Origin of the sequence: Amycolatopsis taiwanensis DSM 45107 (genome assembly GCF_000519205.1) — a bacterium.
Lineage (GTDB): Bacteria > Actinomycetota > Actinomycetes > Mycobacteriales > Pseudonocardiaceae > Amycolatopsis_E > Amycolatopsis_E taiwanensis.
The window spans coordinates 1-26,686 of record NZ_JAFB01000016.1 but is presented as its reverse complement, the minus strand read 5'-3'; the positions used below and the strand labels follow the sequence as shown (position 1 = coordinate 26,686).

General features: G+C 68.5%; 26 protein-coding genes and 1 pseudogene. 14 read left to right on the top strand and 13 right to left on the bottom strand.

From position 1 onward, the window contains the following. The 4 genes from A3CU_RS0114795 (at position 1) to secA (ending at position 6,825) form a co-directional block, all read left to right on the top strand. Positions 1 to 1,749: an LpqB family beta-propeller domain-containing protein gene (locus A3CU_RS0114795; protein WP_043841184.1), complete on the top strand. Its 1,749-nt coding sequence runs from the start codon at positions 1 to 3 to the stop codon at positions 1,747 to 1,749. Positions 1,750 to 1,896: 147 nt separating this feature from the next. Then, a complete protein-coding gene (locus tag A3CU_RS0114790) occupies positions 1,897 to 2,562 on the top strand; it encodes a ComF family protein (RefSeq protein ID WP_027942953.1) in 666 nt (221 codons plus the stop codon). Positions 2,563 to 3,136: 574 nt separating this feature from the next. Further along, positions 3,137 to 3,820 (top strand): ribosome hibernation-promoting factor, HPF/YfiA family, encoded by a 684-nt coding sequence (gene hpf, locus A3CU_RS0114785; RefSeq protein ID WP_027942952.1) that lies wholly within the window; start codon positions 3,137 to 3,139, stop codon positions 3,818 to 3,820. Positions 3,821 to 3,969: 149 nt separating this feature from the next. After that, positions 3,970 to 6,825, top strand: a complete 2,856-nt coding sequence (gene secA, locus A3CU_RS0114780; RefSeq protein ID WP_027942951.1) for a preprotein translocase subunit SecA — start codon at positions 3,970 to 3,972, stop codon at positions 6,823 to 6,825. Positions 6,826 to 6,828: 3 nt separating this feature from the next. Here secA and A3CU_RS44835 read toward each other — a convergent pair whose 3' ends face one another. Next, positions 6,829 to 7,281 (bottom strand): Rv3235 family protein, encoded by a 453-nt coding sequence (locus A3CU_RS44835; RefSeq protein WP_052371737.1) that lies wholly within the window; start codon positions 7,279 to 7,281, stop codon positions 6,829 to 6,831. A gap of 328 nt (positions 7,282 to 7,609) precedes the next feature. Continuing rightward, positions 7,610 to 8,374, bottom strand: a complete 765-nt coding sequence (locus A3CU_RS0114770; RefSeq protein ID WP_027942950.1) for a TrmH family RNA methyltransferase — start codon at positions 8,372 to 8,374, stop codon at positions 7,610 to 7,612. Between the two features lie 36 nt (positions 8,375 to 8,410). Here A3CU_RS0114770 and A3CU_RS0114765 point away from each other — a divergent pair, with 36 nt between their 5' ends. The 3 genes from A3CU_RS0114765 (at position 8,411) to pruA (ending at position 12,285) form a co-directional block, all read left to right on the top strand. Further along, positions 8,411 to 9,817, top strand: coding sequence for a WS/DGAT/MGAT family O-acyltransferase (locus A3CU_RS0114765; RefSeq protein WP_027942949.1), 1,407 nt, complete (start codon positions 8,411 to 8,413; stop codon positions 9,815 to 9,817). A gap of 71 nt (positions 9,818 to 9,888) precedes the next feature. Continuing rightward, the gene (locus A3CU_RS0114760; RefSeq protein WP_027942948.1) at positions 9,889 to 10,380 is read left to right on the top strand and encodes a DUF6912 family protein; all 492 of its coding nucleotides are present in this window, start codon (positions 9,889 to 9,891) and stop codon (positions 10,378 to 10,380) included. A gap of 276 nt (positions 10,381 to 10,656) precedes the next feature. Further along, positions 10,657 to 12,285 (top strand): L-glutamate gamma-semialdehyde dehydrogenase, encoded by a 1,629-nt coding sequence (pruA, locus tag A3CU_RS0114755; RefSeq protein WP_027942947.1) that lies wholly within the window; start codon positions 10,657 to 10,659, stop codon positions 12,283 to 12,285. A gap of 85 nt (positions 12,286 to 12,370) precedes the next feature. On the opposite strand, the gene A3CU_RS0114750 is transcribed toward pruA, so the two are convergent. The 5 genes from A3CU_RS0114750 to rsgA form a co-directional block, all read right to left on the bottom strand. After that, the gene (locus A3CU_RS0114750; RefSeq protein WP_027942946.1) at positions 12,371 to 13,204 is read right to left on the bottom strand and encodes an SCO4651 family lipoprotein; all 834 of its coding nucleotides are present in this window, start codon (positions 13,202 to 13,204) and stop codon (positions 12,371 to 12,373) included. A 222-nt stretch (positions 13,205 to 13,426) separates the two neighbouring features. After that, complete coding sequence (locus tag A3CU_RS0114745; RefSeq protein ID WP_043841183.1) at positions 13,427 to 14,260, bottom strand: SCO4651 family lipoprotein; 834 nt, start codon at positions 14,258 to 14,260, stop codon at positions 13,427 to 13,429. Between the two features lie 327 nt (positions 14,261 to 14,587). Further along, positions 14,588 to 15,436 (bottom strand): SCO4651 family lipoprotein, encoded by an 849-nt coding sequence (locus tag A3CU_RS0114740; RefSeq protein WP_027942944.1) that lies wholly within the window; start codon positions 15,434 to 15,436, stop codon positions 14,588 to 14,590. A gap of 160 nt (positions 15,437 to 15,596) precedes the next feature. After that, entirely contained in the window at positions 15,597 to 16,439 is an 843-nt protein-coding gene (locus A3CU_RS0114735; RefSeq protein WP_027942943.1) for an SCO4651 family lipoprotein, read from the bottom strand. Between the two features lie 95 nt (positions 16,440 to 16,534). Further along, positions 16,535 to 17,524: a ribosome small subunit-dependent GTPase A gene (rsgA, locus tag A3CU_RS0114730; protein WP_027942942.1), complete on the bottom strand. Its 990-nt coding sequence runs from the start codon at positions 17,522 to 17,524 to the stop codon at positions 16,535 to 16,537. A 110-nt stretch (positions 17,525 to 17,634) separates the two neighbouring features. Between rsgA and A3CU_RS0114725 the strand changes: the two genes are divergently transcribed. Next, positions 17,635 to 18,396: an SOS response-associated peptidase gene (locus A3CU_RS0114725; RefSeq protein WP_027942941.1), complete on the top strand. Its 762-nt coding sequence runs from the start codon at positions 17,635 to 17,637 to the stop codon at positions 18,394 to 18,396. A 4-nt stretch (positions 18,397 to 18,400) separates the two neighbouring features. Beyond that, the gene (locus tag A3CU_RS0114720; RefSeq protein WP_027942940.1) at positions 18,401 to 19,009 is read left to right on the top strand and encodes an alpha/beta hydrolase family protein; all 609 of its coding nucleotides are present in this window, start codon (positions 18,401 to 18,403) and stop codon (positions 19,007 to 19,009) included. Positions 19,010 to 19,087: 78 nt separating this feature from the next. Here A3CU_RS0114720 and ybaK read toward each other — a convergent pair whose 3' ends face one another. After that, on the bottom strand, positions 19,088 to 19,564 hold the full coding sequence (ybaK, locus tag A3CU_RS0114715; RefSeq protein WP_027942939.1) for a Cys-tRNA(Pro) deacylase: 477 nt from the start codon (positions 19,562 to 19,564) through the stop codon (positions 19,088 to 19,090). Positions 19,565 to 19,797: 233 nt separating this feature from the next. Between ybaK and A3CU_RS0114710 the strand changes: the two genes are divergently transcribed. Both A3CU_RS0114710 and rsrA read left to right on the top strand, forming a co-directional pair. Continuing rightward, positions 19,798 to 20,424 carry a sigma-70 family RNA polymerase sigma factor gene (locus A3CU_RS0114710; protein WP_027942938.1) on the top strand — a complete coding sequence of 209 codons (627 nt, stop codon included), beginning with the start codon at positions 19,798 to 19,800 and terminating at the stop codon, positions 20,422 to 20,424. A gap of 58 nt (positions 20,425 to 20,482) precedes the next feature. Then, complete coding sequence (gene rsrA, locus A3CU_RS0114705; protein ID WP_027942937.1) at positions 20,483 to 20,815, top strand: mycothiol system anti-sigma-R factor; 333 nt, start codon at positions 20,483 to 20,485, stop codon at positions 20,813 to 20,815. Between the two features lie 54 nt (positions 20,816 to 20,869). Here the strand turns inward: rsrA and A3CU_RS55600 are convergent, their stop codons facing one another. Further along, the gene (locus A3CU_RS55600; RefSeq protein ID WP_425388248.1) at positions 20,870 to 20,944 is read right to left on the bottom strand and encodes a 50S ribosomal protein bL37; all 75 of its coding nucleotides are present in this window, start codon (positions 20,942 to 20,944) and stop codon (positions 20,870 to 20,872) included. A gap of 83 nt (positions 20,945 to 21,027) precedes the next feature. On the opposite strand from A3CU_RS55600, the gene A3CU_RS0114700 reads away from it, so the two are divergent. After that, positions 21,028 to 22,533: a sensor histidine kinase gene (locus A3CU_RS0114700; RefSeq protein ID WP_027942936.1), complete on the top strand. Its 1,506-nt coding sequence runs from the start codon at positions 21,028 to 21,030 to the stop codon at positions 22,531 to 22,533. Between the two features lie 332 nt (positions 22,534 to 22,865). On the opposite strand, the gene A3CU_RS0114695 is transcribed toward A3CU_RS0114700, so the two are convergent. Together A3CU_RS0114695 and A3CU_RS0114690 are read right to left on the bottom strand one after the other, a co-directional pair. Then, positions 22,866 to 23,120: a WhiB family transcriptional regulator gene (locus tag A3CU_RS0114695; RefSeq protein WP_027942935.1), complete on the bottom strand. Its 255-nt coding sequence runs from the start codon at positions 23,118 to 23,120 to the stop codon at positions 22,866 to 22,868. Positions 23,121 to 23,407: 287 nt separating this feature from the next. Next, positions 23,408 to 24,319 (bottom strand): diacylglycerol/lipid kinase family protein, encoded by a 912-nt coding sequence (locus tag A3CU_RS0114690; RefSeq protein ID WP_027942934.1) that lies wholly within the window; start codon positions 24,317 to 24,319, stop codon positions 23,408 to 23,410. Between the two features lie 389 nt (positions 24,320 to 24,708). On the opposite strand from A3CU_RS0114690, the gene A3CU_RS0114685 reads away from it, so the two are divergent. Next, entirely contained in the window at positions 24,709 to 25,185 is a 477-nt protein-coding gene (locus A3CU_RS0114685) for a DUF7144 family membrane protein (protein ID WP_027942933.1), read from the top strand. A 28-nt stretch (positions 25,186 to 25,213) separates the two neighbouring features. Here A3CU_RS0114685 and A3CU_RS0114680 read toward each other — a convergent pair whose 3' ends face one another. After that, positions 25,214 to 25,705 carry a GNAT family N-acetyltransferase gene (locus A3CU_RS0114680; protein ID WP_027942932.1) on the bottom strand — a complete coding sequence of 164 codons (492 nt, stop codon included), beginning with the start codon at positions 25,703 to 25,705 and terminating at the stop codon, positions 25,214 to 25,216. A gap of 60 nt (positions 25,706 to 25,765) precedes the next feature. Beyond that, positions 25,766 to 26,347: an acid phosphatase gene (locus A3CU_RS0114675; protein ID WP_027942931.1), complete on the bottom strand. Its 582-nt coding sequence runs from the start codon at positions 26,345 to 26,347 to the stop codon at positions 25,766 to 25,768. 174 nt (positions 26,348 to 26,521) lie between these two features. Here A3CU_RS0114675 and A3CU_RS54450 point away from each other — a divergent pair. Then, positions 26,522 to 26,686, top strand: a pseudogene (locus A3CU_RS54450) (IS1380 family transposase); the annotation flags it as partial.

Genomic DNA, 26,686 nt, shown 5'->3' with positions numbered 1-26,686 from the left:
ATGTTGCGTGGCGTTGCCGGCGCAGCGCTGGCCATGGCCGCCGTGGTGACCGCGGGCTGCGCGACCGTGGTGGAGGAGTCCCAGCCGGTCGCCGTCCCCCGGGGGGAGCTGGGGCAGACCACGAACCCGGACCTGCAGAAGCCGGAGAAGGACATCGACGCGCTCACCGTGGTGCGCGACTTCGTGCACGCCAGTGCCGCGCCTCTGTCCAACAACGGCGCGGCCCGCCTCTACCTGACGGAGGGTGCGGACAAGAACTGGCATCCGGACAACATCATGAACATCATCGATGACCAGTTCAACACCGTGTACGCACCGGAGACGCAGACCGACCCCAACCAGGTCGAGGTGGTCATCCACGGCCAAACCGTCGGCACGCTCAATTCGGACAGCGCTTTCATCGCTTCCAAAGGTTCCTACAACCAGTCGGTCACGGTGCAGAAGCAGCCCGACGGCCAGTGGCGGATCGTGAACCCGCCGCCCAAGATGGTGCTCGCCTACAGCGATTTCACCATGAACTACGTGCGGGTACCGGTGTACTTCTTCGCCGCGGACTCGAATACCGTGGTGCCGGACCTGCGCTATGTCGCCGGTGTGCCACAGTCCGGGCTGGCGGACCGGGTGGTGCGGCTGCTGCTGGACGGGCCTTCCGACCAGCTCCGCGGGGCGGTGCGCAACGCGCTCCCCGAAGGCGCCAACGCGGATGGGCCCGTGACCGCCACCGGCGATGGCGCGCTGGTCGTGCCGCTGACCGGCGTCAGCGGCCAGCCGCCTGACATAAAGCGCCTGATCGCCGCGCAGATCGTGCTGTCCTTGCAGACCGTGACCCCGAACCGGCTCCGGCTGCTCTCCGACGGGAGTCCGCTGGTCGACGGGCAGTCGGAATGGCTGCCCTCGGACCTGCCGTCCTACACGGGGATGGCTTCCCCGAGTGCGGACCAGCCGGGCTTGATGGTGGTCAACGACCGCATCCGGTCACTGGGCGACGGCGAGCCCATCGCCGGCCCGGCCGGGCAGGGCGTCTACCACGTGAAGAGCGCCGCCCAGTCCCTCGACGGCCGGCAGTTGGCCATCGTGGAGCAGGACGGTAACCGTGAGCGACTGCGCATCGGTGCGTTCGGCCGCGACGCGCTGACGGTGGAAACGTCGACCGACCCCCTGGCCGGCAGCACGATGACTCGCCCGACCTGGCGTCCCACGGCGAGCACCGACAGCACCGGCGAGGTGTGGACGGTGGTGGGCGGGGTGAACGTAATCCGGGTGCTGCGCACCTCCGACCTCGGCTGGGTGCCGCAGGCGGTCAACGCCGGGGACGTGGTGGCCAACGGCTCGATCACGGTGCTGAGGCTCTCGCGGGACGGTGCCCGGGTTGCGATGGTGGTCAACGGGCAGCTGATGGTGGCCTCGGTGGTCCGCAGCCAGGACGCAGTGCAGCTGCGCGGGTCGCGGATCCTGCCGGTCGGCAGCGACGCACAGGCGGTGGATGTCGACTGGCTGAGCCAGGACAGCCTGGTCGTGGCGACCCAGTCGTCGTCGCAACCGGTGGTCAAGGTGCCGGTCGACGGGCTCCGTGTCGACCCGTTCAACAGCTCCAACCTCACGCCGAGGGTCAGTTCGATCACCGCGGCGCCAGGCCGGCCCATTGTGGTGGCGGACAGCGGTGGCCTGTGGACCGCCTCCGATCTCGGCGAGGTGTGGCGCCCACAGGCGCACACCTTCCCAGGGGCGGATCCCTTCTACCCCGGCTAGAAACTGTTTCGCTGTGCGAGTGGATGGCCCACAGCAAGCGACTCCGCCGCCTTGGAAACACAACCCGGCCCGGGTTTACCCGCCTCCGCGGCAGACCCGATTCAGCGCCGGCCCGGAACTGTCGGTGCCCCGGGGCACACTCCTGGCATGGGGTTCGTCAAGGGTGTCCTCGACCTGGTTCTGCCGGCGACCTGCGCGGGCTGCGACGCCGCGGGTTCGGCGTGTTGCCCGGACTGTTTCGCCGTACTGGCGCGGCCGGAGCCGGTGGTCCGCGGGCCGACCGGGATGTCGCCGGTGTATGCGTTGGCCCGGTACGCGGGCCCGGCGCGGCGCCTCGTGCTGGCCTACAAGGAGCGCGGCCGCCGTGACGTCGCCGGCCGGCTGGGCGCGGCGCTCGCCGCCGCGCTCCCGTACCTGCCCTCGGCGCGTGCCGACGCCACGGGCCGGTGGTGGCTGGTGCCCGTGCCGTCGCGGCGGGCCGCCTCCCGGGTCCGGGGTGGCCCGCACCTGCTGCGGCTGGCCCGTGCCTGCGCTGCCGAACTCGCCGCCGCGGGGCACGCCGCCGCGGTGGCTCCGGCGCTGCGCCTGGGCCGGGGTGTCCGCGACGCCGTCGGCCTCGACCGTGAGCAGCGGGCGGCGAACCTGGCGGGCCGGATCCGGCTGGACTCCCGCGGCTTGCCACCGCCGGCCACTCCCGTGGTGCTACTCGACGACGTGATCACCACCGGTGCGACGGCGACCGCATGCACCCGCGTGCTGCACGAAGGAGGGTTTCCGGTCACCGCGGTGCTCACCTTGACCAACGCGTGCTGAGACTCACCCGGTTCGGGTGGTCGCCCGGGAACGCGCGTGCGGGCTGGTCCGTTGTTCGGTTATGAACGGGGCGCCACGTCGATACGATCGCGATCGTGAGCAAGCCCCGCCGAACTGGCGGACTCCGCCGGATTTCCCTTTTCTGCCGGCGGTTTTCCCTTCGTCGAACACAGCCGAGGGATTCTCGTGCCTGCGGTACGCCATAACGGTGAGCACGCTCGGATCAGCGCGACACCGGAGTGGGAACGACTTGACGCCTCGCCGTCGCCGCAGCGTCATGAAGTGGCGAGAACGCTCGAACACGCGCCGTTGTCAAGATGAAATCGGCGGACCGGCGTTACCCCGAAAGGCCCAATCCGTAGCGCCTCCGTTACCGCCTTCGGGCGCGCACGGTCACCGTTTCCGCGTCGTCACATCCCCCGACGCGGGGGGTGTTGTGACGCGGGCTGCCGGGCTACCGTGCAGCGCTATAGCGATTTCCGCCCGGCAGGAGGTGGGCAGCCGATGACTTGGCGCCGGGTTCCGGCGCCATATCCGAAGAGCTCGAACTCATCAGGAATGAGGGAGGTCGTGTATGGACATCGTCGTCAAGGGGCGCAACGTGGAGGTGCCCGACCATTACCGGACGCACGTGAGCGGCAAGCTCGCCCGTCTGGAACGCTACGACAAGAAGGTCTTCCGTTACGACGTGGAGCTCTTCCACGAACCCAACCGCAGGCAGGCCAAGAGTTGCCAGCGGGTCGAGATCACCGTCAAGGGCAGGGGCCCGGTCGTCCGCGCGGAGGCTTCCGCGGGTGATTTCTACGCCGCCCTCGATGCCGCGGTGAGCAAGCTGGAGAACCGCCTGCGGCGGATACACGACCGCCGCCGGGTGCACTACGGGCGCAGTCGCCCGGAATCGGTCGCGGAAGCGACTTCGGCCGTCGGTGCCGGCGCGACCACCGGGAGCGGCCCCCTGGCCGGCACGAGCACGGCGGTGCTCGAGGCGCCCGCGGCCGAGCAGTCCGGGGACGCCATCCCCAGTTCCGAAGTCGAGGTCCCGCAACCACGTTGGGACACTGACGCGATCGACCACACCCCCGGTCGGATCGTGCGCGAGAAGCACCATTCCGCCGAGCCCATGACCGTCGACCGGGCACTCCACAACATGGAGTTGGTCGGCCACGACTTCTACTTGTTCAACGACGCCGAAACGGGCCGGCCCAGCGTTGTGTACCGCAGGAAGGGATTCGACTACGGGGTGATCAGGCTCGGGTAACTTTTCCGCTCTGGCGGCCCGCACGCGCTCGGAGTGCGTGCGGGCCGTTCAGCGTTGTCATCGTGTATATGGGTGCGGTGCGTGCGCCACCCGCCGGTCCTTCCCTACCATGGGGTCGGACAACTCTGACAGCTAGTGAGGTCGACCGGATGGTTCTCAACCGCCTGCTGCGCGCGGGCGAGGGCAAGATGCTCAAGCGGCTGCGCACGATCGCCGACCACATCAACACCCTCGAAGATGACGTGAAGGACCTTTCCGACGCCGAGCTGCGCGCGAAAACGGACGAGTTCCGCAAGCGCTACGACGGTGGTGCGGGGGAATCGCTGGACGAGCTGCTGCCGGAGGCGTTCGCCGTGGCCAGAGAGGCCGCGCTGCGGGTACTCGGCCAGCGACCGTTCGACGTGCAGCTCATGGGGGCCGCCGCGTTGCACCTCGGCCAGGTCGCCGAGATGAAGACCGGTGAAGGCAAGACCCTGACCTCGGCGCTGGCGGTCTATTTGAACGCGCTGTCGGGCAAGGGCGTTCACCTGGTCACCACGAACGACTATCTGGCCAAACGTGACTCCGAATGGATGGGCCGTATTCACCGGTTCCTCGGTCTCGAGGTCGGGGTCGTCTTGTCCGAGCTGCCGCCGAACGTGCGCCGTGAGGCATACCAGGCCGACATCACCTACGGGACCAACAACGAGTTCGGCTTCGACTACCTGCGCGACAACATGGCCTGGACGCTGGAAGACTGTGTGCAGCGCGGGCACAACTTCGCCATCGTCGACGAGGTCGACTCGATCCTCATCGACGAGGCCCGCACTCCGCTGATCATCTCCGGCCCCGCCGAGCAGTCCGCGCGCTGGTACGTCGAGTTCGCCCGGATGGCACCGCTGATGAAGCCGGACGTCCACTACGAGGTCGACATCCGCAAGCGGACCGTCGGTGTCACGGAGAAGGGCGTCGCGTACGTCGAGGACCAGCTCGGCATCGACAACCTCTACGAAGCCGCGAACACGCCGCTGGTCGGCTACCTCAACAACGCGCTGAAGGCCAAGGAGCTGTTCAAGCGCGACAAGGACTACATCGTCCGCAACGCCGAAGTGCTCATCGTCGACGAGTTCACCGGCCGCATCCTGCACGGGCGCCGCTACAACGAGGGCATGCACCAGGCGATCGAGGCCAAGGAAGGCGTCGAGATCAAGGCCGAGAACCAGACCTTGGCCACGATCACGCTGCAGAACTACTTCCGCCTCTACGACAAGCTCGCCGGCATGACCGGTACCGCCGAGACCGAGGCGGCCGAGTTCCACCAGACCTACAAGCTCGGTGTGGTTCCGATCCCGACCAACCGCGCGATGATCAGGCAGGACCAGCCCGACCTGATCTACAAGAGCGAGCAGGCCAAGTTCGAGGCGGTCGCCGAGGACATCGCCGAGCGGCACGAGAACGGCCAGCCAGTGCTGGTCGGCACCACCAGCGTGGAGAAGTCGGAGTACCTGTCGAAGCTGCTGCTCAAGCTGAGCGTGCCGCACGAGGTGCTCAACGCGAAGCACCACGACCGGGAAGCGCTGATCGTGGCCCGCGCCGGGCGCAAGGGCGCGGTCACCGTGGCCACCAACATGGCCGGCCGCGGCACCGACATCGTGCTCGGCGGCAACCCGGACATCATCGCCGACGAACGGCTGCGCGAGCGTGGGCTCGACCCGGTGGAGAACTCCGAGGAGTACGAGGCCGCGTGGCCGCAGGTGCTCGAGGAGGTCAAGGCCGAGGCGAAGGCGGAGGCCGAGGAGGTCCGTGAGGCCGGCGGGCTGTACGTGCTCGGCACCGAGCGGCACGAGTCCCGGCGCATCGACAACCAGCTGCGCGGCCGTTCCGGTCGCCAGGGCGACCCGGGTGAGTCGCGATTCTACCTGTCCCTGGGTGACGAGCTGATGCGGCGGTTCAACGCCGTGATGGTCGAGCGCGTGATGACCACCATGCGGCTGCCGGACGACGTGCCGATCGAGGCCAAGATGGTCTCGCGCGCCATCAAGAGCGCGCAGACGCAGGTCGAGCAGCAGAACATGGAGCAGCGCAAGAACGTCCTCAAGTACGACGAGGTCATGAACGAGCAGCGCAAGGTCATCTACGGCGAGCGCCGGCGCGTGCTCGAGGGTGAGGACCTGAGCGACCAGATGGAGAACATGCTCGTCGACGTGGTCACGGCCTACGTACAGGCCGCCACGTCCGAGGGGTACGCCGAGGACTGGGACCACGAGAAGCTGTGGATCGCGCTGAAGCAGCTGTACCCGGTGTCGGTGACCTGGGAGTCGCTGACCGAGGACGACGAGGACATCAGCTCCGAGTTCCTGACCGAGACCCTGGTCGAGGACGCACGTAAGGCGTACCGGCAGCGCGAAGCCGAGGTCGACGCCGTGGGCGGCGAAGGCGCGATGCGCCAGGTCGAGCGGCAGGTGCTGCTCTTCGTCCTGGACCGAAAGTGGCGCGAGCACCTCTATGAGATGGACTACCTCAAGGAGGGCATCGGCCTGCGTGCGATGGCCCAGCGCGACCCGCTCATCGAGTACCAGCGCGAGGGCTTCGACATGTTCAGCGCGATGCTCGACTCGCTGAAGGAAGAGTCCGTCTCGCTGCTGTTCCACGCCCAGTTCGAGCAGCCCACCCAGCCCGAGCCACAGCCCGCGTCGGACCCGGCGCAGGCGGTGCTCTCGGCCGGCCGGCATGCTCAGCCGGTTCCGCCGCAGCAGCCGGTCGCGGCACCCGAACCGCAGCCGGTGCCCACCGCGTTGCGTGGCCGGGGCCTCGACGGGCAGGCCCCGCAGCAGGGGCTGACCTACTCCGGGCCCGCCGAACAGGGCGGCGTGCAGTCGCGGCGCAGCGGCGGTTCGTCCGGCAAGGCGGGCGGCGGGCAGGCCGGTGGCGGCCAAGCCGGTGGCGGCCAGGCGGGCGGCGGCACCCGCCGCGAGCGCCGCGCCGCCGCACGTGCCCAGGCCAAGAAGACCAAGCGGGGCCGTTGATCCTCAGGTGCGGCGCGGGCGGATGAGGTTGAAGCAGACGCACCGCCAACCCTGATCGGCGCGCTCGAAACGGGCGACGACGGCGTAGGCGCGGCCTTGGCTGTGCGCGGTGCCGCAGGCTTCGACCGCATCGGGCGCGACCCGGCAGGCGCGCACCGACTTCAACGTGTACCGGCCGGTCGTGACCGTGGGTTCCTCGCTCAGCAGGCGCACCAGGCGCGGGTGGACGAGGGCGTGGAGCTGGGCCGGTGGCCGGTACCCGGCGCGGACTTCCAGGATGAGGTTGAGCACGGCGCGCAGGTGCCGTAGTTCGATCGGCGGGCCGTTGGGTTTACCGCCGGGCCCGCCCGGTCCGGACGGCACGTCCGCACCGGTTTCCAGGAGGTCCACGTGCTCGCGGTCGGGCTCGTAGGGTCGCAGTGGGCTCAGGGCCGTGTCGACGGTGGTGTGCGTCATTGCGCCGTTCCCCCATGGGTTCGCTGATCGTGTGTGCCCGATAGAGCGCGCGGGGGCGCGGATTCGGACAAACACCGCACGAAATGGTGAAAACGGGTTCCGGCAAGCAGCGCGAGTCCCCCATTCCCGTAGCGCGTGTCCCACCTTCCGGTAGCGCGAGTCCCACACTCGCGTAGCGCGTGTCTCACCTTCCGGTAGGCGGGAAACCGGGACTCGCGCGACAGGAACGTGGGACTCGCGCGACAGGAACGTGGGACTCGCGCGACAGGAACGTGGGACTCGCGGGTCGGGAACGTGGGACTCGCGCGACGGGAGTGGGGGACTCGCGTCAGCTGAGTCGGCGCACCAGGTCGAAGCAGAGAACGGCGGCCGCGGCGGCGACGTTGAGGGACTCCACGTCGCCCGGCATCGGAATGGACAGCCAGCCGGTCACCAGCTCCGCGACCTCCGCCGAGACCCCGGCCGTCTCGCCGCCCAGTACGAAGGCGGCCCGGCCGGGCAACTCGGCGTCGAAGAGCGGCTCGCCGTTGGACGAGCCCAGCCCATAGAGCCGGTACCCGGCGTCGACGAGCGCCCGCGCGGCCTCGGCCGCGGTGCCACAGCGCAGCACCGGCGCCCGGAAGGCGACGCCCGCGGAAGCCTTCACCACCAACGGATCCAGGGCCGCGACCCCGCGCCGCGGCACGACGATCCCGCCCAGCCCGGCTGCCGTGGCGGTGCGCAGGATCATGCCGACGTTCGCGGGCGTGGTGATCCCGTCGAGCACGAGCACCCGCGCGGGGAGCCGCTTCGCCGACAACGCGGCGTTGAGCGGGCGCATCCGCGGAGCCACCACGTCGGCCAGGACGCCCTGGTCCTGCTTGCCGTTTCCGGCGAGCACCTTCACCCGGTGCGCGCTGGCCCGGTGTACCGCGACCCCGGCGGACCGCGCCGCACGCTGGATCTCCGCCGCGGCCGGCTCGCGCGCGGTGTCGGCGAGAATCACCTTGTCCACCTCGAGGTCCGGGTTGTCCAGTGCCTCCAGGACGGGCTTGCGTCCATAGACGGTGAGGAACCGGTCCTTCGGGGAAACGGCAGTGTTCGCTTGAGGCACAGCACCAAGTACAGCAGGTTGTGTCAGGATCGCGTCATGCCAGACCGCCTTTCCGCGCTGGACGCGTCGTTCCTGTACCTGGAAGACGCCGTGACTCCGATGCATGTGGGTGGGGTGGCGATATTCGAGCGGCCGCGCGATGGCTTCGACTACGAGCAGGTGTTGTGCCTGGTCGGGCAGCGGCTGGCGTACCTGCCGCGGTATCGGGAACGGGTCGTGAGCGTGCCCGGATACCTCGCCCGGCCGGTCTGGGCGGACGACGTGGACTTCGACCTGAGCTACCACGTCCGGCGCTCCGCGCTGCCCGCACCCGGGACCGACGGGCAGCTGTTCGAGCTGGTGGCGAGGTTGATGGCGCGGCCACTGGACCACGAGCGCCCGCTGTGGGAGACCTACTTCATCGAGGGACTGGAGAACGGCCGGGTGGCGTTGGTCACCAAGACCCATCAGGCCGTGGTCGACGGGGTCGGCACGGTGGAGCTGGGCCAGCTCATCCTGGACTCGACCCCGCAGCGCTGCGAGCCGGCCGAGGACACCTGGGTGCCCCGACGGCAGCCGTCGACCACGCAACTCGTGCTGGACGCGGTCAGCGAGACCGTCCGGCGGCCTGGCGAGCTGGCGGAGAACCTTCGCGCGGTGGTGGGCGATGTCGCGGCGACGGCGGGCAAACTCGTCGACACCGTCGGTGGACTGGCCTCCGTGGCGCGCACGCTGATCCGCCCGGCACCGGCCGGGCCGCTGAACGGGCCCGTGTCCGGCGGCCGGATCTTCACGGTGGTGCGTACGCGACTGGAGGACTACCGCAAGGTGCGGGGCGAGCACGGCGGGACGGTCAACGACATCGTGCTGGCCTCGATCACCGGCGCGTTGCGGCAATGGCTGCTGTCGCGGGGCGAAAGCCTCGCCCCGAGCGCGTCGCTGCGCGCCCTGGTGCCGATGGCCGTCCTCGAGCCGGGCTCGATGGAGTTCTCCACGGCCGGGCTGGTGAACAACCAGTTGGAGGCGCACCTGGTGGAGTTGCCGGTCGGCGAGGCGAACCCGGTGCTGCGGCTGCAGCACATCAGCCACGCGATGCGGGCCTACACGGACACGCGCCGTTCGGTGACCGCGCGCGCCATGCTGAAGGTCGGCGGTTTCGCGCCGGCCACCATGCATTCGCTGGCCGCGCGGACGGCCCGCTCGTTCTCCGGGCGGATCTTCAACCTGGTGATCACGAACTCGCCGGGACCGCAGATACCGCTGTACGCCGGCCAGGCGAGAATGGCCGAGATGTACCCGGTGATCCCGCTGGCCCGGAACCAGGCGCTGGCCATCGGTGTCACGTCCTACCGCGGAGCGGTCTGTTTCGGACTCAACGCGGACCGCAAGGCGGTGTCCGACGTGGGATACCTCGCTTCCATGATCGAGGAGTCCCTGGCGGAATTGCAGGGTAGGAATTGGTGAGGCACCGTGCTGGGTGGGCCGGCCGCGGCTCCCCAGGCGTGACGAACACTCCGACTGAAGGGTGCGGATTGGTGAGGGTCTATCTCCCCGCGACGATCGGGATGCTGCGGAAGCTGGTCTCGGAGGGGAAGCTGCAACCGGTCAGTGGCACCGGGTTCGCGCTCACCCCGGCACTGCGTGAGTCCTACACCAGTGGGTCCACGGAGGAACTGGAGTACGCCGCGCTGCTGGACGCGGCGCGCGCCTCGTTGCGGCTGCTGGCCGACGACGAGAAGGAGAGGCCACGGCGGGTCGTGGTCTCGGTCGACGTGGACAACGCCACCGCCCGGCCCGACCTGGACGCCGCGGTCGTCCGGCTGGCCGGGCCCGTGGTGCTCGCGGAGGTGGCGGCGGTGCACGTCGACTCCGAGGAAGCCGAGGAGGCGGTGCGGACCGCGGCGAACGTGATCGACGCCGCGGACCTGGGCGATCTGGACGCCGAGTTCGCGCTCGGCGACGCCGAGGACCACGAACTGGCCTGGTACGCGCCGCAGGAGCTCCCCTTCCTCCTGGAACTCCTCTAGCCAGTGTGGTGTCCAGGGACTTGCGGGGCGGTGCGGGTAGCGGAACCGGTTGCGTGCCTCACCGCAAGCGGCTGACGCCGCTTGAAGACACCACCTGGCTTGGGTCCTGTAGGACGCGGGAGAGTGGATGCAGTCGGTCAGGCGAGAGGGGGGATGAAGCCGGATTCGATGGAGACGTGACGTTGGTTCCGTGTCGGGCAAAACTTGGGGGTGTGGACGCGGAGTCCTCACGAAGCACAATGAGTGCTGGGCCACAAGCCGAGGAGGTTGACGGACATGGACGGCGTCACGAAGGTGCCTACGCCGGTGAACGAACCGGTTCGCGGGTACGCGCCCGGTTCCGCCGAGCGAGAATCATTGCGGCGGCGGATCGCGGAGCTGGAGTCGGAGAAACACGAGCTTCCCCAGACCATCGGCGGGCAGCAGCGCCTGGCCCGGGGCGAGGTGTTCGACGTCGTCCAGCCGCACGACCACGGCCACGTGCTCGGGGAGTCCGCGCAGGCGACCGGGGAGGACGTGGCGGACGCGGTGGCGGCGGCGAAGCGGGCCGCGCCCGGCTGGCGGGAAATGCCCTTCGACGAGCGCGCCGCGATCTTCCTGCGCGCCGCGGAGAAGATCGCCGGCCCCTACCGGGACACGTTGAACGCGGCGACCATGCTCGGGCAGTCGAAGTCGGTCCAGCAGGCCGAGATCGACGCGGCCTGCGAGCTGATCGACTTCTTGCGGTTCAACGTGCATTACGCCCGCCGCATCCTGGCCGAGCAGCCGAACTCGGCGCCCGGGGTGTGGAACCGGATGGAGTACCGGCCGCTGGACGGGTTCGTCGTGGCGATCACCCCGTTCAACTTCACCGCGATCGCCGGCAACCTGCCCAGCTCGCCCGCGTTGATGGGCAACACCGTGGTGTGGAAGCCCACCCCGACCCAGCAACTGGCCGCGCACTACACGATGCGGATCTTCGAGGAGGCCGGGCTGCCGCCGGGCGTGATCAACCTGGTGACCGGCGACGGGCGGGCGGTCAGCGAGGTGGCGCTCGCCGACCCGGGCTTCGCCGGGCTGCACTTCACCGGTTCCACCGCGACGTTCAAGCTGCTGTGGCGGCGGATCGCGGAGAACCTCGACACTTACCACAGCTACCCGAGAATCGTCGGTGAAACGGGCGGCAAGGATTTTGTCGTCGCCCATTCCTCGGCGCGCCAGGACAAGCTCGCGCCGGCCCTGGTGCGGGGCGCGTTCGAATACCAGGGCCAGAAATGTTCGGCCGCTTCCCGCGCCTACCTGCCCCGGTCGCTGTGGGAAGGCGGGCTCGCCGAGGAGCTGGCGGATCTCACCAGGACCGTGAAATTCGGTGACATCACGGACTTCTCGCTGTTCGGCGGCGCGGTGATCGACGCGCGCGCGTTCGCCAAGCACCGCGCGCTGCTGTCTACAGTGGACAACGACCCGGCACTGACGCTCCTGGCCGGCGGGAAGTGTGACGACTCGGTCGGGTACTTCGTCGAGCCGACCGTGCTCGTGTCCGACGACCCCACGCACCAGGTCTTCTCGACCGAATACTTCGGCCCGATCCTCGCGGTGCACGTTTACCCGGATGCCGAATACGAACGGATTCTCGAGGCGGTGGACGAAACCTCGCCGTATGCGCTGACGGGTTCGGTGTTCGCCGATGACCGGGCCGCGGTACAGCAGGCGCATCATGCGTTGCGCTTCACGGCCGGCAACTTCTACGTCAATGACAAGCCGACCGGGTCGATCGTCGGACAGCAGCCCTTCGGCGGCTCGCGTGCCTCCGGCACCAACGACAAGGCCGGCTCGATGTTCAACCTGCTTCGCTGGGCCAGCCCGCGCTCGATCAAGGAAACCTTCGACGCGCCAACCGACATCCGCTACCCGCATATGGGTTGACCGGCGGGTGGCCCCGCACGGCCGTGCGGGGCCACCTGTGTCGTCTGGAATGCAAAACCCCGGATTCAGCCGCGGAAGCTCTTTTCTAGTTGAGGCCGAGGTCCAGGTCGGCGACCTGGTCGGCGGGCGGGGCCTGGACGTCGACCGGAGCTCCCCAGTCGCTGTACTTCATGATGATGTTCGCGGACTGGCCGGCTTCTGGCCCGCCGGCCGCCTTCAGGATCGGGGTTATGTCCTCGGTGATCTGCACCGGCAGGGAGTCCTGGTTGAGCCACAGCTCCACCGGGATCGTCTTGATCTTGTTGCCGGCGAGTTTCTGCAGTTCCTCGGGGGGCAATCCGGAGCTTTCGGCGAACGACGCGGCGGCCTTGGCGAAGTCGATGTCCACCCAGTAATGGCTGGCCGGTTGGCCGTCGAGAGTGGTCTTCTCGCTCTTGGTGATCGTGCCTGCCTGCTGGATCTGGTCGAGAATCTTGGCCGGGTCGTTCTGCTCGGCCGTGTTCGCAAGGCTGCCCAGGACCTTCCCGAGCTCGTTGTCCGCGGAAATCCGGCCCCACGGCTTGCCGCCGGTCGCCTCCATCTGCTCCGGCGGAACCTTGATGTAGAAGGTTTTGTCCACGAACCGCATTTCCACTTCTTCGCCCTGGACTTTCATCGTCAGGTCCATGGCGGCGTTGGTGCCGAAGCGGCCCTCACCATGGGCGGTGACCATCTCGTTGCCGACCGTCTCGGTGAGCGTGAACTTCGCCGACTGCGCTTGGCCGGTTTTCGCGGTTGCCGCCCGTACCAGCTCCTGCGCGTTGCCGAACAGCGTGTCCGATGCGGGCGGCGATGCCTGCCCGCTCTCGGGTCTTGAGCCGCATGCGCTGACCGTGACGATCAGCGCGAGTCCACTCACGGCCAGTAGCGCCTTCTTCATGGTTCCTCCGGTTTCGACCTTCGTAGCCTGAAACACGGTGGTTCTGGGCCTGTGGTTCAGGCGTTTGGGGCCTTACCACCCCGGGTTTGGACCCTGCTCGGGTCTTCGCAGTGACGGTAGCCGTTGCGCGCGTGATGCGGGTCTTTTTGTACGGGTTTGCGTCGGCTTGTTATGGCCCAAGCCCCCAGACCACGCCTGGGTGCAAGCCTTCAGCGAGCTTTTCTAGTTGGCGAGCTGGTCGGCGGGTGGGTCCTGGATGTCGACCGGAGTTCCCCAGGCGTCGTACGTGAGCCTGATGTTCATGGGCGTTTCGTATTCCGCCTCACCGGCCACCTTCGCGATCTCGGTCAGGTCCTCGGTGATCTGTACCGGCAGGGAGTCCTGGTTGAGCCACAGCTCCATCGGAATCGCTTTCACCTGGCCGACGAGTTTCTGCACTTCCTCGGCGGGCAATAGGGAGATCGTGGCGAGCGACTCGGTGGCCTTGGCGAAGTCGATGTCCACCCAGTAATGGCTGGCCGGCTGCCCGTCGAGGGTGGTCTTCTCGCTCTTGGTGATCGTGCCCGCCTGCTGGATCTGGTCGAGAATCTTGGTCGGGTCGTTCTGCTTAGTCATGTCTAAAATTTTGGCGAACTCCTCCCCGAGTTGGTTGTCCGTAATCCGGGCCCATGGCTTTCCGCCGACCTTCGCGCGCTCCTTCGGCGGGATCTTGAGGTAGACGGTTGGGCCCACGAACCGCAGTTCCAATTCCTGGCCCCCGAAGCCTCCCCCTAGACCCAAGACGTTTATCGTCAGGCCCATGGCGGGGTCGGCGCCGAAGCGGCCCTCACCGTGGGTGACGATCGTCCCCTCGCTACCGATCGTCTCGGTGAGCGTGAACCTCGTCGACTTTGCCTGGCCGGTCTTCGTGGACACGACCCGTACCAGTTCCTGTGCGTTGCCGAACAGCGTGTCCGAGCCGGTCGGTGATGCCTGTCCGGTCCCGGAACTCGTGCCGCACGCGCCAACGGTGACGAGCAGTGCGAGTCCGCCTACGGCCAGCATGGCCCTGTTCATGGTTCCTCCAATTTCGACATGCGTCGCCGGAAACATCGGTGGTTGCGGGACTATGGCTCAGACGCGATAAAGGCGTCTGAGCGAAGGGAACCTGTGCTTGTCCTCGACCTCGTCGAGCGGGCAGTCCGGACCTTCCGGCGGGCCGAGATGGTCGGGGCCGGGCGCGCATTCATCGCGAATTGTTCAGCCGGACGCCGAATACGGACGGATTCTCGAACTGGTGGACGGGCCGAACGAGTCGACGTGGCCCCGCACGGCTGTGCGGGGCCACGTCTGTTTTCTGAGTGGAAAACCCAGACGGCGCCTGGGGCAAGCCTCCGGGCCCGTTTACTTGGCGTCGGGTTTGAACTCGCCGACCTGGTTGGCGGGTGGGGCCTGGACGTCGACCGGGGTTCCCCAGTCGCTGTAGTTCATCATGACGCTGATGGGCAGGAGGCTCTCCGGCGCCCCGGCCGCCTTCATGAGGGGAGACAGGTCCTCGGTGATCTGCATTGGCAGGGAGTCCTGGTTGAGCCACAGCTCCATCGGGATCGGCGGGAGCTGTTTCTTGGCGAGCTCCTGCACTTCCTCGGCAGACAATCCAGAGCTGTCGGCCAACAACGTGGCGGCCTTGGCGAAGTCGATGTCCACCCAGTAATGGCTGGCCGGTTGGCCGTCGAGGGTGGTCTTCTCGCTCTTGGTGATCGTGCCTGCCTGCTGGATCTGGTCGAGAATCTTGGTCGGGTCGTTCTGCTCGGCCGTCTGTGTAACGTCGCCCATGGCCTTCGCGGTCTTTTCGTCCACGACAACCCGGCCCCAGGGTTTGCCGCCGGTCTTCGCGCTCTGCTCCGGCGGAACCTTGATGTAGAAGGTTTTGTCCACGAGCCGCATTTCCATTTCCATGCTCTGTGGGCCCCCCAGGACATTCATCTTCATGTCCATGACGGGGTCGGCGCCGAAGCGGCCCTCACCGTGGGCGGTGATCTTTCCCATGCTGCCCAACGTCTCGGTGAGCGTGAACTTCGTCGACTGAGCCTGGTCGGTCTTCGCGGACGCGGCCCGCACGAGTTCCTGAGCGTTGCCGAACAGGCTGTCCGAGCCGCCCGATGGTGCCTGCCCGGTCTCGGGTCTCGCACCGCACGCGCTGATCGTGACGACCAGCGCGAGTCCGCTTACGGCCAGTATGGCCTTCTTCATGGTTCCTCCGGTTTCGACATGCATCGCCTGAGACATCAGTGGTTCTTCGGTTCAGGCAGGCGGGGCGTTGCGATCATGATAAACAGCAAGGAATTCGTGATCCGCACCGGAAGATCAGGGAAGAAGAACGCCGTGCCGTCCGGTGAAGAAAGGCGCGCGGCTAGTTGTGGTCGAGGTCCAGGGTCAGCTCGCCGACCTGGTCGGCGGGCGGGGCCTGGACGTCCACCGGGGTCCCCCAGTCGCTGTACTTCACCATGATGTTCACGGGCATGCCGGCTTCGGCCAGGCCGGACTCGTTCGTGATCGCGGTCAGGTCTTCGGTGATCTGTACGGGCAGGGAGTCCTGATTGAGCCACAGCTCCATCGGGATCACGACCTGGGCGTCCGCGAGCCCCTGCATCCCATCGGCGGGCAAGCCGAAGCCCGTGGCGAACGTTTCGAGCGCCTTGGCGAAGTCGATGTCCACCCAGTAATGGGTAACCGGCTGTCCGTCGAGGGTGGTCTTCTCGCTCTTGGTGATCGTGCCCGCCTGCTGGACCTGGTCGAGAATCCTGGTCGGGTCGTTCTGCTCGGCCGTGCCCGCGGTGGCGCCCATGACCTTGGCTATCGGGTTGCCCGCGGAAAACCGGCCCCACGGCTTGCCGGCGGTCATCGCGCGGCCCATCTCCGCCGGAAACTTGACGTAGACGGCCTGGTCCACGATCCGCGTTTCCATTTCCATGCCCACCACGCTCATCGTCGTCTTGATGGCGGTGTTGGGGCCGTCGTAGCGGCCCTCACCGTGGGTGGTGATCGGTGTGCCGCCGATCGTCTCGGTGATCGTGAACTTCGCCGTCTTCGCCTGGTCGGTCTTCGCGGATGCGACCCGCACCAACTCCTTCGCGTTGCCGAACAGCGTGTCCGAGCCGGCCGGTGATGCCTGCCCGCTCACGGGTCCCGCGCCGCATGCGCCGATCGTGATGGCCAGCGCGAGTCCGCCGACGGCGAGCCGGGCCTTCGTCATGGTTCCCTCCAGTTTCGACCCGCTCAGGTTTCCGTGACGGTACCTGTTGCCCAGGTCCTGTTTGTGCGGGTTTCCATTGGACTCGCTCGGGAGCCTCAAGGTTCCAGGCCCGCGCGGGAGGCGAGCAGGCGCCGGAGCGAAGGGAGCCGGTGCTTGTCCTCGACCTCGTCGAGCATGCAGCCCGGATCTTCCGGCGGGCCGAGATGGCCGCAACCGGGCGGGCATTCCTCGGCGGCCTCGGCGAACTCCTCGAAGGCGGCGACGATGTCGTCGGCGGTGACGTGCGCGAGCCCGAACGACCGCACCCCGGGCGTGTCGACCACCCACCCGCCGTCGGGCAGCGGCAGCGCGACGGCCGCGACGGAGGTGTGGCGGCCCTTGCCGGCCGCGGTCACCACACCGGTGGCCAGCCCCGCGTCCGGCACCAGCCGGTTGACCAGTGTCGACTTGCCGACCCCGGAATGCCCGACGAGCGCGGACACCCGGCCGCGCACCGTCTCGGTCAGCTCCGGGAAGTCCTGGTCGTAGCGGGTCACCAGGGTCGGCACCGCCAGTTCGGCGTAGCGGGCGGTCAGCTCGCCGGCGTCGGCGAGGTCGGCCTTGGTGAGGCAGAGCACCGGTTGCAGACCACCCGCGTAGCAGGCGACCAGGCACCGGTCGATGAACCCGGTGCGTGGCGGGGGATCGGCCAGCGCGGTGACGATGAGCAACTGCTCGGCGTTGGCCACGACGACCCGTTCGAACGGGTCGGTGTCGTCGGCGGTGCGGCGGAGCACGCTGGTGCGCTCGGTGACCCGGACGATCCTGGCCAGCGTGTCCGGCCGTCCGCTGACGTCGCCGACCAGGCCCACTTCGTCACCCACCACCACCGGAGTGCGGCCCAGCTCCCGCGCCCGCATGGCCGTCACCAGCCGGTGGGGATCGCCGTCCACCGCGCACGTCCAGCGGCCCCGGTCGACGGCCACGACCATGGCGCGCGTCGCATCGGCGTGCTCGGGCCGCCGCTTGCTTCGAGGCCGGGAGCCACGTCCGGGGCGCACCCGGACATCGCTCTCGTCGAGCCTGCGCCAGTCCCGTGCCGCCAAATTTCCGTCCCTTTCCGTCTCCGGTGCTTAGATGGAACGCTATCCACAACGCGACATGCATGATGTCACGATGGGTCCCGGGTACCCCGGGCGCGAAGGAGTTGGGCGAGATGTGTGGCCGCTATTCGGCATCGAAGAGCCCGGCCAAACTGGTCGAGGAATTCGGTGCCGCCGACCAGACGGAAGGCAAGGCGCGCGACGCCGACTACAACGTGGCGCCGACCAAGAACGTCGTCACCGTGGTGCAGCGCCATCCGCGCGACGCGGAAGGCAACGTGCTGACCCATGAGCCGACCGAGCGGACCCTGCGCCTGATGCGCTGGGGCCTGGTGCCGTTCTGGGCCAAGGACCCGTCCGTGGGTAACCGGATGATCAACACTCGGGCGGAGACCGCGACCGAGAAACCCGCGTTCCGGACGGCGCTCGCGAAGCGCCGGTGCCTGGTGCCCGCGGACGGCTGGTACGAGTGGCGGCGCAACGGCAAGGTGAAGGAGCCGTTCTTCATGACCGGCCCCGACTCTTCGTCGCTCGCCTTCGCCGGAATCTGGGAAAGCTGGCGGGACAAGAAGGATCCGGACGCGAGCCCGCTGATCACGTTCTCGATCATCACCACCGCCGCCACCGGACGGCTCACCGAAATCCACGACCGCATGCCGTTGCTCGTGCCCCGGCGCGACTGGGCGGCCTGGCTCGACCCGGACACCGGCGACGTGAGCGAGTTGCTGGCGCCGACGCCGGAACTCGTCGACTCGCTCGAACTGCGCCCGGTCTCGGACCAGGTCAACAGCGTCCGCAACAACGGTCCCGGCCTGATCGAACCGGCCGCGGCCCCGGCACCCGACCTCGACCAGTCCCTGTTCGACGTGACCTGACCCCATGACCTCGCTCACCATCGAGACCCCGCACGGCCCGGCACGGGCCGAGTTGCACTGTGCCGAGGAGGGCTTCGCGGTGCTGCTGCTCGGACATGGGGCGGGCGGTGGGGTCGCCGCCAAGGACCTGGTCGCGGTCGCCCGCGCGGCACACGCGGTCGGTGTGCACGTGGCGCTGGTCGAGCAGCCCTATCGGGTGGCCGGTCGCCGGGCGCCGGCGCCCGCGAGGCAGCTCGACGCGGCTTGGCTGGCGGTTGCCGAGGAACTGGCCGAACGGTTCGACGACCTGCCGCAGGTGTTCGGCGGCCGCTCGTCGGGGGCGCGGGTGGCGTGCCGGACGGCCTCGGCCGGGCAGGCGTTCGCGGTGCTGTGCCTCGCGTTTCCCGAGCACCCGCCCGGCAAGCCGGAACGGACCCGTCAGCCGGAACTCGACGCCGTGGAGGTGCCGACGCTCGTCGTGCAGGGCGAGAGCGACCCGTTCGGCCGGCCCGAGGCCGGGCCGCACCACGAGGTCGTCGTGATTCCCGGCACACACGCGCTCGATTCGGACCTCGACGCGCTGACGCGGATCACCTCGGAGTGGCTGTCGCGAGTCCTCCGCCCGCTCGAGTAGGCCCCGCTTCGCGGGGCTAGGCCGCACGTTGTGGGTTCCGCTACCCGCACCGCCACGTGAATCACGTCAAAGCCAAGCTCAGCTTGCGATCGGGGCGACGGTGGCGGCTGCCAGCCGGATCAGGTCCTCCGGCGCCAGTTCGATTTCCAGGCCACGGCGCCCGCCCGAGCAGAACACCGTCTCGAACTTGTTGGCCGACTCGTCGATCACGACCGGTAGCCAGCTTCGCTGGCCGAGTGGCGAGATACCGCCCAGCACGTAGCCGGTGGCGCGTTGAGCAGCGGCGGCGTCGGCCATCTTCGCCCGCTTACCGCCGGCCGCCGCCGCGAGGGCCTTGAGGTCCAGCTGTCCGGTGACCGGGACCACGCCGACGGTGAGTGCGCCGTCGACCTCGGCGACCAGCGTCTTGAACACCCGCTCGGGCTCGACACCGAGCGCCTCGGCCGCTTCCGTGCCGTACGACTCGTGCTTGGGGTCGTGGTCGTAGCCGTGGATCTTGTGCACGACCTTCTGCCTGGCGAGCAACGCGGTCGCCGGTGTTCCCTTTCCCGCCATGTGCGCAGGCTAACAACCGGGGGTGTGGGGGGCGGAGCGGGAATGAGTCCACGCCGGAGCTTGTTGTGCCAGACGTGGTTACCAAGCTTGCGACCCGCGAACGGCCCACGCGGGGTGTGACCTGGCCCGACGTACCCGGCCCCGGCGGGCGTACCCGCGTATTCTCGAGGGGGACATGCGTTCCGCAAACAGCGGGCACCGCCCGCAGCGGCGCGCACGGGGAAGGGAACAGTTTGCCGAGCACGCAGAATTCCGCGGCACTGGAGTCCGGCTCGACCGAGCGGGAGCGAGTTGAGCGTTTCGAACGGGACGCCATGCCCCTGCTGGACCAGCTGTACTCGGCCGCCATGCGGATGACTCGCAATCCGGCCGACGCCGAAGACCTGGTGCAGGAGACCTACCTGAAGGCTTTTGGCGCGTTTTCCTCGTTCAGGGAAGGCACGAACCTCAAGGCCTGGCTGTATCGCATCCTCACCAACACTTACATCAACGGTTACCGCAAGCGTCAGCGTCAGCCGTTGCAGCAGCCCACCGAGGAGATCACCGACTGGCAGATCGCCCAGGCGGAAAGCCACACCTCCAGTGGCTTGCGCTCGGCCGAGGTCGAGGCCATGGACCGGCTGCCGGACACGGACGTGAAGGCGGCGCTCCAGCAACTGCCGGAAGAGTTCCGCCTGGCGGTCTACCTTGCAGACGTCGAAGGCTTCGCGTACAAGGAAATTGCCGAGATCATGGACACGCCCATCGGCACCGTGATGTCCCGCCTGCACCGTGGCCGCGCCCAGCTGCGCAGCCTGCTCGCGGACGTCGCACGTGAGCGTGGTTTCATCCGGGGCGCCCGGCAGGAGGTAGCGCGATGACCGGCCGGTCAAGCCGCGGCAATCAGGGTCACTACGGTCTCTGCGCGGAGGGACAGCGATGAACTCCGAGCACGCTGAGGACAAGGTCGACTGTGCGGAGGCTCTCGCCGAGATCTACCTGCTGCTGGACCGGGAGTGCGGCCCGGAACGTGACGCCGAACTCAGGCGGCACCTCGAGGACTGCCCGCCCTGCCTGGAGGAGTACGGCATCGACGAGCACCTCAAGCAGTTGTTCGCCCGCAAATGCGGCGGCGACCACGCACCCGAGGAGCTGAAGCGAAAGCTGCGCGCGTCGATCCAGCGGATGGTGGAAGACCGTGGCGGGCTGACCGTCGAACGCACCGAGGTCACCATCGAACGCCGCGACGACCAGTCGGCGACCACCAGCTGACCCACGACCTGAGTGAGAAAGGCCCCGGCGAGTGCCGGGGCCCTTCTCGTTTGATCAGGCGTTGGGCCGCTTGCCGTGGTTGGCACCGCTCTTCTTGCGGTCGCGGCGCTTGCGGGCTCGCTTCGACATGCCATTCCTCCATCTGACGGTGTCCCTCAGTGTGTCATGCTGTCTCAGAGGACCGGACTGGGGCAGAGAGGTGACGTAGAGCTTTGTCCACGCTTTCGGATCTTTTGGCCGAGAACACCGGTTTGTCCGGCGAAGCCGCCGACCATCTGCAGGCCGTGGTTGCCGAGTGGCAGCTGCTGGCCGATCTGTCGTTCGCGGACTTCCTGCTCTGGGTGCCGGTCTCGCCCGAACTGAACGCGCAGGGCGGCGACTTCGTGTGCGTCGCGCAGGCCCGGCCCACGACGGGGCCGACCGCGCATCCCGAAGACGTGGTCGGTACCCGGTGCACCCTCGACGAGCACCCCCAGTTGGCGCGGGCGACGCGTGAGGTGCGGATCTGCCGCGAGGAGGACCCGCACTGGTTCCGTGATCTGCCGATGCGCCGCGAGGCCGTCCCGGTCACGTTTGGCGGCAAGGTCATCGCGGTGCTGAGCCGGGAGACGAACCTGGCCGTGCCGCGGGTGCCCAGCCCGCTGGAGGTGGCCTATCTGGGCAGCGCGGGCGACCTGTGCCAGATGATCGCCGACGGCACGTTCCCGTTCCCGGATTCACAGGCCGACGTGCACACGAGCCCGCGCGTGGGCGACGGGCTGATCCGGCTCGACGCGACCGGGAACGTGGTTTTCGCCAGCCCGAACGGGCTGTCCGCCTACCACCGCATGGGGCACGAGTCGGACCTGGTGGGCACCCGGCTGGCCCCGCTGACCCGGTCCTTGATCCGCGACCCGTTCGACGCGACCGAGGTGGCGCACCGCATCCTGGACGCGCTCGACGGCAAGCCCGGCAGCCGGACGGAGGCGGACTCGCGCCGCGGCGCGGTGGTGCTGTTCCGGGCCCTGCCGCTGCGCCCGCACGGGCAGCCGGCCGGCGCGCTGGTGCTGGTGCGGGATGTCACCGAGGTGAAGCGCCGCGACCGCGCCCTGCTGTCCAAGGACGCCACGATCCGCGAGATTCACCATCGCGTGAAGAACAACCTGCAGACCGTGGCGGCGTTGCTGCGCCTGCAGTCGCGCCGGACGTCGAGCCCGCAGGCTCGGCAGGCGCTGACCGAATCGGTTCGCCGCGTCGCCTCCATCGCGATGGTCCACGAGGCCCTGTCGGTGTCCGTCGACGAGCGGGTGGACCTCGACCAGTTGCTGGACAAGGTGCTGCCGATGGTCAGCGAGGTGGCCACCGCGGAGTCGCGGGTGGACATCGCGCGGACGGGTTCGTTCGGGGTGGTGGTGGCCGAGATCGCCACGCCGCTGGTGATGGTGCTGGCCGAACTCGTGCAGAACGCCGTCGAGCACGCCTTTCCGCACGGACGCCCGGGGCGGGTGGAGATCTCCGTGTCGCGCTCCGCGCGGTGGCTGGACGTGCTGATCCGGGACAACGGCCGGGGACTGCCGTCGGGCTTCTCCCTGGAGCGGGCCGACGGCCTGGGCCTGCAGATCGTTCGCACGCTCGTCGAGTCGGAACTGCGCGGGTCGCTTTCGCTGCGCCGCCTGCGGGACGGGAACAAGCACGGTACAGAGGCCGCCCTACGCATCCCCCTAAGCCGCCGTCTCTGAGGGTTGTATTGAGGCGGCTTGCGTGGCGGTGCGGGTAGCGGAACCTGAGGCGGTCCCTGGCTCCGGGATCGCCTCCTCATGAATGGCCAATTCACCACGTCGGCGCTGTCCTCGCCAGGAACCGCCTCAGAACCCGCGGCGGTGCAAGTTGCGTGCCTCACGGCGAGCGGCTTCGCCGCTTTGAAACAACCGCTTACGTGGCCGCTGTTGTGGGAGTGAGACGCACAAGAGCCGGTACCCGCTGGGTGGGTACCGGCTCTTGCGCGATTGGGCGATGTGGCGGACCGCCGCGGACCTTGATCAGGTGCGCGACAGTCGGCGACGCATCTGTTTCAGGCGTTGCTGCGCATACCGATGTGAGCGCGACGCCGCTTGAGGGCACGCCGCTCGTCTTCGCTCATACCGCCCCACACGCCGGCGTCCTGACCACTGGCCAGAGCCCAGGCCAGGCAGTCAGACGCCACAGTGCAGCGGTGGCATACGGCTTTCGCCTCGGCGATCTGCAGCAGAGCGGGACCGCTGCTTCCCACCGGGAAGAACAGTTCGGGGTCCTCGTCTCGGCAGGCCGCGTCGTGGCGCCAGTCCATTTCTCTGAGCTCCTTCTGAGGGCGCATTGTGCTGCGCCACAGGTCGTCATGGCGGTCGTTTTTGGGGTGCTTGTGAATGCTTTCACGAAGCACCGCTTTCGACAAGGGCTTAGTGGTGATCGGTGAGTCAGCTCACCTGGTCAGGCGACCCCGCTGACCTGCGGTTTCCCCGCGAAGCGACCGTTCGAGGCGGAAGTCTGTGCGGTAAGCGGGTCCCTGGCGTCGACGAACGGCAATCCGGAGTTTGCCTCGTGCGATCACCTGGGGATGGTCGTCGCACGTGTCCGTCAGACGAGCACCGTCAAGGCGGCGGGCACGCTCGAAAACCTGACCAGCCGGCGCGGACCGACCGGATCGCCATCCACCTGGAAGTTTACTGGTTCTTCGGCGGAGACGCTGAGTTCGGAAAGGTCGTCGTAACAGGCCAGTTGCCGTCCGCGGTGCCTTTTCGCTTCCTTGCGCAGCGCCTGCCGGGTGTGCCGGAACACCGTCGGCAGGCTCAGGCGGCGGAGCGCGAACAGGCCGAGGCCGGTGTCGAAGGAGGTGCCGGCGTTCAGATGCAGCGGCCGGTCACCGAGATAGCTCCATGGCCCGGTGTTGGAGATGAAGGCGGTGCGGACCTCGAACGGTTCCTCGCCCGGCAGGTGCACGGACAGTGCGTGGCGGCCCTGGGGTGGCCGGAAGTAGCAGGCGATCGCCGCGCGCATGTAGAGCAGCGAGTTGGTCTGTTTGCCCCGGCGGTCGGCGACGGTGGTGACGACATCGGCGTCCCAGCCCAGCCCGGCGTTGAAGGTGAACCATTGGTCGTCGGCGCGGCCGAGCCCGACCACCCGGCTGTGCCCGTCTTCGATGGCATGCAGCAGCTGGTGGGTGGCCTCCACCGGGTCGTGCGAGATGCCCAAGGCGCGGGCGAAAACGTTGGCCGACCCGCCGGGCACGACGCCGAGTGCCGGAGCCTCGCCGACACCGTCGGCGAGCAGGCCGTTGACCACCTCGTTGACGGTCCCGTCGCCCCCGTGCGCGACCACGAGGTCCACCCCGTCACGCGCCGCCGCGTGGGCGACCGTGAGCGCATGTCCCCGGTAGTCGGTCTCGACGACCTCCAGCTTCACCTGGCTGGCCAGCGCGTGGGCCAGCACGTCCCGGCCTCCGGGCGTGGTCGAGGTGGCCTGCGGGTTGACGACGAGAATCGCGCGCACTACCGCAGGGTAGGTCAATCGGCGACCAGCCCGCCGCCATTGGGAAGGTTCTCACTTCCACGCGAGCCAACGCCACGACTTGCCGGTGAACCTCCCATCACTAGCCAACGGGTTACTGCGCTCTGTGGGGGCAAGCCCCCACACCCCCGACTGGGGGCAAGCCCCCAGACCCCCTGCCGTGACAAGTGCACCCCGGGCGACCGCCGGCTCGTCGACGACAATCAGATCTTGACTCGGTTGACCGCGATTCGAAAACGGCCGACCGGGTGGCTTACCATCGGTAGCGTTCACGGACCGTTGTCGCCGCAGGTCCACCGCGGAATCGGGCGGCAGGGCGCCCGGGATGATCACCGATCGCGGGATACCGCAACGAGGGACGGAAGCCGCCAGTGCCGCTCGCAGACAAGGTCGCACCAGCTCCGCGCGAAGTCCGGGTAGCCGGGCTGATCACAGCGCTGCTTGGTGTCGCGCTGCTGGTGCTCGACGGCGTGTTGCTGGCCTCGCCGAGCGCCACCGGTAGCAACGTGCTCGCCGAGGCCGGTTTCTACGCCCTGTTCGCGATCGCCGTGCTGATGTGCGGCGTGGGACTCGCCGCCGGCCACACCTGGGCGCGCTCGCCCGGGGTCGTGCTCGCCCTCATGACCATCGGGGTCGGCTGGTACCTCGCGTTGCCGTCGGAACAGCCGGCGCCGGGCGTGCCGCTCATCGCGGTCGGTGTGCTGGTCCTGGTGCTCCTGTTCCGCCAGCCGTCCCGCGCCTGGGCGCTGGGCCAGCATGCGGACGAGACCGAGGAGGAGGCCGCGGAGCGCGGTGGCCTGGAGGGGCGCCGCCGAGAGCGTGAGGGGTCCGACGACCCCGAGTCGTGACGGCGCGCCTCCCGCCGGCCGGAACCGGTTACTCCGCCGCTTTCGGGGCGTGCGTGGCGAGCGAGTCGAGGGCGCTGTCGGTGAGGCGGTAGACGGTCCACTCGTCCATCGGTTTCGCTCCGAGTGTGCGATAGAACCCGGTGGCCGGGTTCCAGTCGAGCACTGACCATTCCAGTCGCGCGTAGCCGTTGTCGACGCATTCGCGGGCCAGCGTGGCCAGCAACGCCTTGCCCAGACCCGAGCCGCGCAGCTCCGGTCGCACGTAGAGGTCCTCGAGATAGATGCCGTGCACGCCTCGCCAGGTCGAGAAGTTCAAGAACCACAGCATGAATCCGACGATTTCGTCGTCGGCCACGGCGACGTGCCCGAACAGTGCGGGCGCCGGGGCGAACAGCGCCGCGCGCAGCCTGTCCGGGGTGAGGTGGCATTCGGTGGGTGCCTTCTCGTACGCCGCGAGATCGTGCACCAACCCCACCACGGTGTCTACATCGGACTCGCGAATGCGGCGGATCTCTGCCACTCCAAACCTTTCTGGGAGGGGGCGCGCCGGAGGTCGATCGCGCGCCCTTTCAACCACTGCCTAGGACGGCACGATGTTGAGGTGCTGGATCTGGGGCACGCCACGCTCGTCGCCGAGCACGGAGACCCCGGCCGGGTCGAGCGCGAAGCGTACCCCCGCGCTGGGCGGCAGGCCGATCCAGCGGGCCAGCAGTACGCGGCTGAAGTGACCGTGGCCGACCAGGATCACCTCGGTGTCGGCCAGCGCCGCGCGTACCCGCACGAGTAGCCGGTCGGCTCGCGCGCCCACCTCTTCCTGGCTTTCGCCGCCCGGCACCGGATGTGTCCAGATTGTCCAATCCGGCACGGTTTCGCGGATTTTCGGGGTGGTGAGGCCCTCGTAGTCGCCGTAGTCCCATTCGGCGAGTTCCTCGGTGACCTCGCCGACGACCAGGCCGGCGAGCTCGGCGGTGCGCACGGCGCGACGGCGCGGGCTGCTGAGCACGAGCGCGGAGCCCTTGCGCAGGCTGCTCAGGGTGAGGCCGGATGCCCTGGCCTGGCTCTCGCCGGCGGCGGTCAGCGGGACGTCGGTGCGGCCGGTGTGGCGGCCGTTGACCGACCACTCCGTCTGTCCGTGTCGGAGCAGGAACAGTTCGTGGTTCACCGTGGCGAATATGCCATGGTCGCCCACCGCCCGCGCCCGTTAGTGGTCGGCTTAACCCAGGGCTTTCACGGTAATTCGATGTGTGGGTGTGTCGGATAGGGAGAAAGGTGCTCTGACCTGGGAGAATCCGGTTTGCTGAGGACCGATTTTTCCGAGATCTGGAGCACCTTTCTGGTGAGTGAGTCTACGGGGTTCTATCCCATGCCTGTTGTTGACGCGGCCGGAAACGGGGTGGTTTCTCACGCGGGTGCGGTGCTGCTGGCTGATACCGCGCGGGCGCTGGGGCTGGACCGGGAGCTCTCGGCGGCGTTGGGGCCGTGGCGGCGGCCGATGGCGGTG

What these genes read in the sequence shown, in the direction of transcription:
- hpf (WP_027942952.1), top strand. Translation starts at nt 3,137, where the DNA reads ATGGACATCGTCGTCAAGGGGCGCAACGTGGAGGTGCCCGACCATTAC.
- rsrA (WP_027942937.1), top strand. Translation starts at nt 20,483, where the DNA reads ATGAACTCCGAGCACGCTGAGGACAAGGTCGACTGTGCGGAGGCTCTC.
- A3CU_RS0114790 (WP_027942953.1), top strand. Translation starts at nt 1,897, where the DNA reads ATGGGGTTCGTCAAGGGTGTCCTCGACCTGGTTCTGCCGGCGACCTGC.
- A3CU_RS0114735 (WP_027942943.1), bottom strand. Translation starts at nt 16,439, where the DNA reads ATGACGAAGGCCCGGCTCGCCGTCGGCGGACTCGCGCTGGCCATCACG.
- A3CU_RS0114740 (WP_027942944.1), bottom strand. Translation starts at nt 15,436, where the DNA reads ATGAAGAAGGCCATACTGGCCGTAAGCGGACTCGCGCTGGTCGTCACG.
- A3CU_RS0114695 (WP_027942935.1), bottom strand. Translation starts at nt 23,120, where the DNA reads ATGGACTGGCGCCACGACGCGGCCTGCCGAGACGAGGACCCCGAACTG.
- pruA (WP_027942947.1), top strand. Translation starts at nt 10,657, where the DNA reads ATGGACGGCGTCACGAAGGTGCCTACGCCGGTGAACGAACCGGTTCGC.
- A3CU_RS0114725 (WP_027942941.1), top strand. Translation starts at nt 17,635, where the DNA reads ATGTGTGGCCGCTATTCGGCATCGAAGAGCCCGGCCAAACTGGTCGAG.
- secA (WP_027942951.1), top strand. Translation starts at nt 3,970, where the DNA reads ATGGTTCTCAACCGCCTGCTGCGCGCGGGCGAGGGCAAGATGCTCAAG.
- A3CU_RS0114765 (WP_027942949.1), top strand. Translation starts at nt 8,411, where the DNA reads ATGCCAGACCGCCTTTCCGCGCTGGACGCGTCGTTCCTGTACCTGGAA.
- A3CU_RS0114745 (WP_043841183.1), bottom strand. Translation starts at nt 14,260, where the DNA reads ATGAACAGGGCCATGCTGGCCGTAGGCGGACTCGCACTGCTCGTCACC.
- A3CU_RS0114750 (WP_027942946.1), bottom strand. Translation starts at nt 13,204, where the DNA reads ATGAAGAAGGCGCTACTGGCCGTGAGTGGACTCGCGCTGATCGTCACG.
- A3CU_RS0114795 (WP_043841184.1), top strand. Translation starts at nt 1, where the DNA reads ATGTTGCGTGGCGTTGCCGGCGCAGCGCTGGCCATGGCCGCCGTGGTG.
- A3CU_RS0114720 (WP_027942940.1), top strand. Translation starts at nt 18,401, where the DNA reads ATGACCTCGCTCACCATCGAGACCCCGCACGGCCCGGCACGGGCCGAG.
- ybaK (WP_027942939.1), bottom strand. Translation starts at nt 19,564, where the DNA reads ATGGCGGGAAAGGGAACACCGGCGACCGCGTTGCTCGCCAGGCAGAAG.
- A3CU_RS44835 (WP_052371737.1), bottom strand. Translation starts at nt 7,281, where the DNA reads ATGACGCACACCACCGTCGACACGGCCCTGAGCCCACTGCGACCCTAC.